The 6,942-nt window shown below is 47.8% G+C and carries 8 protein-coding genes; all 8 read right to left on the bottom strand.

The window, feature by feature from the left end; all coding sequences use genetic code 11:
• On the bottom strand, nt 1–116 hold a 116-nt coding region (locus LAY41_RS30070; RefSeq protein WP_249103650.1), incomplete at its 3' end, for an Rpn family recombination-promoting nuclease/putative transposase.
• Nucleotides 117–362: 246 nt separating this feature from the next.
• A complete protein-coding gene (locus tag LAY41_RS30065) occupies nt 363–1,523 on the bottom strand; it encodes a hypothetical protein (protein WP_249106125.1) in 1,161 nt (386 codons plus the stop codon).
• 149 nt (nt 1,524–1,672) lie between these two features.
• Entirely contained in the window at nt 1,673–2,839 is a 1,167-nt protein-coding gene (locus LAY41_RS30060; RefSeq protein WP_249106123.1) for an LptF/LptG family permease, read from the bottom strand.
• A 229-nt stretch (nt 2,840–3,068) separates the two neighbouring features.
• Entirely contained in the window at nt 3,069–3,797 is a 729-nt protein-coding gene (gene lptB, locus LAY41_RS30055) for an LPS export ABC transporter ATP-binding protein (RefSeq protein ID WP_249106121.1), read from the bottom strand.
• A 104-nt stretch (nt 3,798–3,901) separates the two neighbouring features.
• Nucleotides 3,902–4,393: an LptA/OstA family protein gene (locus LAY41_RS30050; RefSeq protein ID WP_249106119.1), complete on the bottom strand. Its 492-nt coding sequence runs from the start codon at nt 4,391–4,393 to the stop codon at nt 3,902–3,904.
• 442 nt (nt 4,394–4,835) lie between these two features.
• Nucleotides 4,836–5,255: a DUF309 domain-containing protein gene (locus LAY41_RS30045; RefSeq protein WP_249106117.1), complete on the bottom strand. Its 420-nt coding sequence runs from the start codon at nt 5,253–5,255 to the stop codon at nt 4,836–4,838.
• The gene (locus tag LAY41_RS30040; protein WP_249106115.1) at nt 5,252–5,617 is read right to left on the bottom strand and encodes a ferredoxin thioredoxin reductase catalytic beta subunit; all 366 of its coding nucleotides are present in this window, start codon (nt 5,615–5,617) and stop codon (nt 5,252–5,254) included. Before LAY41_RS30040 ends, LAY41_RS30045 begins: the two co-directional genes overlap by 4 nt.
• Nucleotides 5,618–5,772: 155 nt before the next feature.
• Entirely contained in the window at nt 5,773–6,939 is a 1,167-nt protein-coding gene (locus LAY41_RS30035; protein WP_249106113.1) for a DUF58 domain-containing protein, read from the bottom strand.
• Nucleotides 6,940–6,942: the final 3 nt, after the last annotated feature.

The following is a 6,942-nucleotide window of genomic DNA, read 5'->3' as shown; positions in this document are numbered from 1 at the left end:
ATAGAAACGCCATCATAAATCATGGCGTTGAGAAAGCTAATGAGAATGTCTTTGCTTTCAGAGGAACCAAAGATTTTTTTGAATGCGTAATCTGTTTTAGGGTTAATGAAAATCATAACGTTCCTTCAATGGGGAATAGGGACTAGAGAAATTGTCCGAGGTCTTCTTCAAAAATATGGCTAAATACTTGCTCTTGAATTGCCATAAAAAGCGTGCGATCGGGCTCTTTAACAGATCGCATTCTGGAGTTGTGGCGGGAAGTTGTGGGAATGGCTCACGAGCCGGAAGAAGATGAAGGGTATTAGTAACAGTTTTTTCGTTCCGACTTGCGTTCACATTCGCTCGGCGTGTTGGGGCCTAAATTAGGGATTTGAGAACGTATTGATCTGTCCTCCACCGATGTTTTGCCCCGGAATCGCACGGGGGACAGAGAAATTAGGGGGCGATTGCACTTGAGAGGGCTGCGCTGCTGGATTGCCGAAATTAGAATTGTATCCTGGGTTAGCATACCCGTTGCCAGGGGTGGCATTCTGAAAAGGAGATTGACCTAAGTTACTAGGTGTCAGTGAAGGACTCACCTGTGCCGCTGGTGGTACGCCAGGTACTGCTTGGGGTTGATTTAAGTAGGTGTAAGAATTGGGAGGATTGCTACTGCTAGTCGGCGGTACGTTATAGCCTGTTGTACCTGGAACTGGAGATGCTGACCCATAACTCTGTCCGGGGATAGATGAGTAACCCGCCGTACCGGGGTACTGCTGGGCTGGTGCAGTAACTTGTCCGGGGATACCTGAAGTGGATTGTGTAGGCGTTTGGTTGCTGCCGCTGTTTTGCCCTAATTTGTCTGTAGGGGCTGGTGTGGCGATCGTATTGCCAGTATTTAAGCGGTCTAATGCTGACTGCAACGGGCTTGCTGGTGCTGTAGTGGGATTTTGAAGGGTTGGTTGTTTGCCAGCGTCTATGCGGTCTAGTGCTGACTGCAATGGGCTTAACGGTGCTGAATTAGGGCTACCCGCAGGATTAGCTGTAGTTCCCGCGCCTAAGTTAGAAGATGGTGTAGTAATGGAGTTTCCTGACGGTAGCGTCCCGCTGTTATTGAGCGGATCTTGTGACTTGATGGCGAATGGATTGGTAATGCTTGATTGTCCTGATGATTTTTGGGCATCAGCAGCTTCCTTTCGTTTGATGAAATCATCAAATAAACCCTGCTGTTTTTCGGTTTCTGCTGGGGCAACTTGGAAGGGTTCGGAATTAGCCAAATCTTTTTCCAGCACCGACAGGGTATCGATGTCAGCCCCAATCGCCTTGTCTTCATCAGAAACTGTTGGCTCGACTGTATTGATGGGACTGGTATTCTCCCGATCATCGCTGAAAACCAGCCATTCTGGGTGGGTGAAGTAGGCCCAAGTAGAGAAACCTACTAGGGATATAATCGTTGCTGTTCCCCAAACCATAGGCCAAAATAAAGGCCGTAGCCGAGCTTTGAAGTAGCGGAGGGGGGCAGGAGGCCGATTAGAAGGTGACATGGCAGGAGTGCAGCTTGACCTAGCACGATTTACTGAATGTGTCTACAGTTAGGATAGCTTCGATCGGCCCCTCTTTGCAATTTTAGATTTTAGACTTGAAATTAAATTTTCCCTCTTCCCTCTTCCCTCTTCCCTCTTCCCCCTAGCCCCTAGCGCGAGATTCTGAACAATAGCCAGATTCCCGTTCCCAAGCCGAACAAGTTTGGCAACCAAGCCGCCATCCAAGCAGTCAGGAAGCCGCTCAAACCTAAAGCATCGCCGATCGTCCTCAGCAAGTAGTAAGCAAAAATGATTAAGACGCTGATGCCAAATCCTGTTGCTTTACTCGTTCGTTGAGGCTTGGTTCCCAAAACTGCGCCTACTAAACCAAAGACAAGACAAGCAAAAGGTAGGGCTATTTTTTGTTGCAGACGGACTTTCAGCTTGCGAATCTCTTTGTAGTCATTGCTTGGCTGGATTAATTTTAGCTGCTCTTGCACTTGTACAATGTTCATATCGTCAGCTTTCCGCCCTTTGCGGGCAAAATCTAACGGAGCGCGGGATAGTTGCAGTTGGTGGTGTTCAAACCGCAAAATGTTGCGATATGAACTATCGGCAGATATTACATAGATAGTGCCGTTGAAGAAGTCCCAGGTGTTTTCAGCGATATTCCAACGGGCTGATTCTGAGACTACTATTTGATTGACTCCGGTTTTGGAGCGATCGACTATAGTGAGGTTTTTCATCAATTCGCCATTGAATTCTTCGGCGTAGAACAAGCGCTTCAAAATTTCCTTTTTTTCGCCATTTGGTTGGTCTACTTCGCCAAATTCTGGATAAATGATGTTATTTTCCTGAAAATCTTTCCTGTCTGCATTCAACGCGCTGTCTAGAATAACGCTCGCCTCGTAATTAGCCGCAGGTACGACAAATTCGTTAAAAGCAAAGGTGATGCCTGTAACAACCAAACTCATCACGATCGCAGGCAAAATCAGGCGATAGATACTAACGCCACAGCTGCGTAGGGCGATCAGTTCGCTGTCGCTAGAGAGGCGAATGTAAGTAATCAAGGTGGCCAGCAACATCGAAGCAGGCAAGGCAAATGCGATGAAATAGGGCATTTTTAACAGAAAAACTTTCATCGCAGTTGACAGGGGTAGCCCTGCGTCTGTGATTTTTCGGATCAGTTCTAGAGATCCTATAGCCACCCCAATGGAAGAGAAAAGTGATACCCCAAACAGAAATGGTGCTAGCAATTCGGCGACTAGGTAGCGATCCATGATCGACACACCGAAAGTTAGCCATCTGAGTGGGTTATACTGGGTGACGATTTTCATAATTCACTTAAGTCATATCATGTCGGTAGCATCGGTTACCTAAAAAATTCGTGTGATTATTCTTATCTGCGTTTATCTGCGTTCCAGAGTCTTCATCTGCGGTAAAAATTTAACCAACGATGACAACAGACAATTTGACGATATCACTCATGTACTAACGATGCAACCGGACACGATATCAATCCAAAATCCTCTCATCCTTTCATCTAAACTCGATTGACGAACTAAGCTACGCTTGAAAGTTATCTCCCAGATAGTACTGCCGCACAAGGGGATTATTGTAAAGTTCGTCTGCACTGCCAGAGGCTAGGATTTGTCCATCTCGCATAATGTAGGCTCGGTCTGTGATTGCCAAGGTTTCGCGGACGTTGTGATCTGTGATTAAGATACCCATTTGGCGATCGCGCAATTGCCCCACCATCTCCTGTATTTCCGCTACAGCAATTGGGTCAACACCGGCAAACGGTTCATCCAAAAACAAAAATTTTGGGCCGTCCTGCCCAGATGCCAAAGCTCTTGCCAATTCCGTTCGCCGCCTTTCCCCCCCAGAAACTTGTATTCCTTTGGTGTAGGCCACTTTTTGCAGGCGAAACTCCTGCAATAATTTCTCTAAACGCTCTGTGCGTTTTCTTTGAGGTACTTGGGTTTGTTCCATCACCAACAGAATATTGTCCCGCACCGTTAAGTTGCGAAAAATACTGGGTTCTTGGGCTAGATATCCAATGCCCAGTTTTGCCCTTTGGTGCATTGGGGCTTCAGTAATGTCGAGTTCATTAAGCCAAACTTTACCTTGATTTGGCTTCTCTAGACCTGTGGCGATGTAAAATGTTGTTGTTTTCCCGGCACCGTTAGGCCCAAGCAAGCCGACTACTTCTCCTTGGGCTACAGAGAGGTTGACGCGATTGACGATGACGCGCTTACCATAAGATTTGTGTATGTTTTCTAAGACAATTTTCACTTCCTTTTCCCCCTAGCCTTAGCCCCGTTCGGACTTCGGCGTGAGCGTCTCCGCACTGAGCTTGCCGAAGTGTCACGTCGAAGCCTAGCAAGAAAGCCCCTTCTTTAGCGAGGGGCGGTTCTCACGCCAGGAACTCTGGGCGGTGCTGGTTGGGTTGGGGCATTAGTATCGGTAACGATATAAATGGATTCTACCTGGCGGTTGGGTTGAGGTACGGCGACAAATCGCCCTTCATCGATCAGATAGATGACTTGTTCGCCGCGAATGCTGTTGCCTTGCTGCAATATGTAAACATTGCCGGTGAGGACGATGCGGCGTTCTTTGCTGAAGTATTGCGCTTGGGCAGCTGTGGCTTGAATTTGGCGGGATGGATAAAATAGTTGGACGTTGCCTCGTGCTGTGATCACGCCGGTTTTTTGATCGGCTTCTTGAATATCGGAGCGGATGTTCAGGGCGCGACCTTCACCGGCGTTTTGGGCTTTGGCGCTTTGGGTTGGCGGCAAAAGCGCGATCGCACTTATCAAAGCAGCCGGTAACATCAAGGCTAACCCCAGGCGACGCTGCCATAAATCAGGTAATCGAGCGGCTCTCATCATCGATCGTGCAAGCGTAGGAAGTTGATCTGTATGCAGGATAATAATTATGACTGAAAAGTTATCGCTATAGTTCTCTAGGTAGTTTAACCTGTCCTGCCAAAACTGAAGCCCTAAATATTATATTGACAAAATACTAATTTTGTGATATTGCCTCAGCTTAAGAAGAATCACCCTAACGACTAAAGTCGCGGCTACACAAACGAAGTCCGCGAAGGGGAACTTGTTTTTACCGCAGATAAATCCAAATCTATGTCTATAGCCACAGTCAAATATGTTAGGACAAAAAATATAGCGCTACGCGCTGGCGTATTTACAAATAGTGAATTGAATCTATGTGTAGCTCAATGTCGTCTATTCTAATCTGTAACTCTACCAGCGCGTATCGCTATAACTATCGAGCAGCGGTAGTAAATCGCTTAATTTAATCCTAGTAAAGTCCTGACTAGGAAATGTTTTTAACTATTTTCGGCACCTGCAAAGTTGTGTCGCCACCGGGGTAGGTTTCTGTTGTCTCAAAATGTTGGACAAATTCAGCTATTTTTTCTGCACCAGCTTGTTGCAAAGCACTCAACAATTCGGCACTCTCCTCAACTAATTTATCGACATCAATATCAGCATAATTTGGCTGGTAATACCGCAATTTTTTGATACCTTCTCCCAGCAGAGTTACAGCACCGCGCCAATTGTGATTGCCAAGGTGATAGAGGGCTACTGCGATTTGCAAAACGCCTTGATAAAACTTCTTTTCAGGCTCTGCGGACTCCATCCACAGAGCCTCTAGAGTATCGTGGCAAGCGTAGTATTCTCTGTTATTAAATTCTTCTACACCTTGCCAAAATTCTTGAGGCGCTGCTTCAGTCATGCCATGCTTTCTCTGACAACTTTGATCTCTTCGAGAGAAATTTCTTGCTTGTCACCGGCAAAGTCGTTGTCTGAGGTGAGAAACAACATACAGTGGCATTCTTTGCGCTCCCTCATTGGGACGCAGGGACAGTTCCAGAAAGCGGCACTTACTTCTGCTTCTTTGTCTTCGTAGTGGCGACAGGGACAAAGGGGTGAGCCGAGTTCTTCTTTGTTCTTGGCGAGTCCTTCGATGACAACAGCGGTTACTGAAGGGTCAACGCAGAAGTATGTGCCGGTGCGTTTGGCGTACTGTTCGGAAAAATGCCGCATTGCTTCGAGGCTATGGTCGTTAGCTTTGGTGTTGTTCTCTGTGGTGTTCATTGCGATCGCTATCTCTCTCGGTCAGCTGGTTATTTTGAATTGTACTGTGGGAAGGGACTAGGGGCTAGGGGGAAGAAGGGGCAGAGGGGCAGAGGGGCAGAGGGGCAGATTGAAATTAAATCTAAAATCTAAAATTCCTCTCTTCCCCCTAGCCCCTAGCCCCTAGCCCCTGACCCCTTCCCTAGCTGGGGTTGCAGCGGTTGTTCGGGGTCAATTAGAAGGCCGGGGCGATCGCTATTTATTAAGTTTTTTTGCTCTGCTGACGATGTTGCGGGCCACAGGACTGTCCGGCTACCAGGGGGAAGCGAGTTAAAACCCACAGAGTTTTGAGCGAGCCAGATTAAAGGCTGGTTTGGTGGGCCAATCGTACCGGGTACTTCCCCTGGGTTAACGGATGCTAAAGCTTCTAGAACTACACGGTGACCGTGTAATAAACCAGTCCCAGCTGTCCAGAGCTTTGCTTTCAATTGACACCGGGTTGCGTAGAAATACAGAGAAGCGGCGGCAATGACTGCTTGCTCAAAATCCTCCTGCCGCCAGATGCCAGCGCTGTCGAGGCAGATAACGACTTCCTGACCGCCCGTGAAGACTTCTAACTCGCGCACTCGCAATTCGCCGTAACGGGCGCTGGTTCGCCAGTGAACGAGACGGATAGGGTCGCCCCAGCGGTAAGGTCTGAGCGATCGCGTCACATTTTCGTTGGCGGATTTGGATCTGCGATCGCGACTATAAAACTGTGCTGTATCTTCTTGCCCCAGTTCATCTACCAAAGGGCAGGTGGTCAGGGGTAGGACAGTGGGATAGACTATTGCTGTAGCTGGAACTTGGCGGTGTCGGCGACACCAAAACAATCCCAATGGGGTTGCAGTTCTTAGCTGCACGGTATGCCACCGATAAACGCCCCGCCGTTGAGTGGGGTGATAGTAAATCCAGCGGTAACTTTCTTGGGGAGGAATAGTTTCGATCGTTCCTTGCACTGGCTGACCCAGTACAAAAGGAATCATGTCTTGAAATTGCAGCAGAGTCTTAGGTTCTTTACTCTGATTTTCTATTTGTAATTCAACGGTTAGTCGATCGCCGGAACTAACGGGTTCTATGGGAAGACGCTGTAGTCGAATGCCCTGGAGCGATCGTACTGGCAAAGTCGCCGCTATTCCCAACAAAGCAAAACTGATGCCGCTAATCACGTAAAGCCATCCTGCCATTGTATTGATGGCGGCTCCGAAAAAGCAAATAGAAAAAGCTCCCAAAACCCAACCACTGTAAGCAGGGGTAACCCAGTGGGTTTCTAACCAGTTGGCAAATCGATGCACCACGCTCATACT

It is taken from the genome of Argonema galeatum A003/A1 (assembly GCF_023333595.1).
GTDB lineage: Bacteria > Cyanobacteriota > Cyanobacteriia > Cyanobacteriales > Aerosakkonemataceae > Argonema > Argonema galeatum.
Note: the sequence above shows the minus strand (reverse complement) of the source record. Positions and strands in the feature narration are given on the sequence as shown.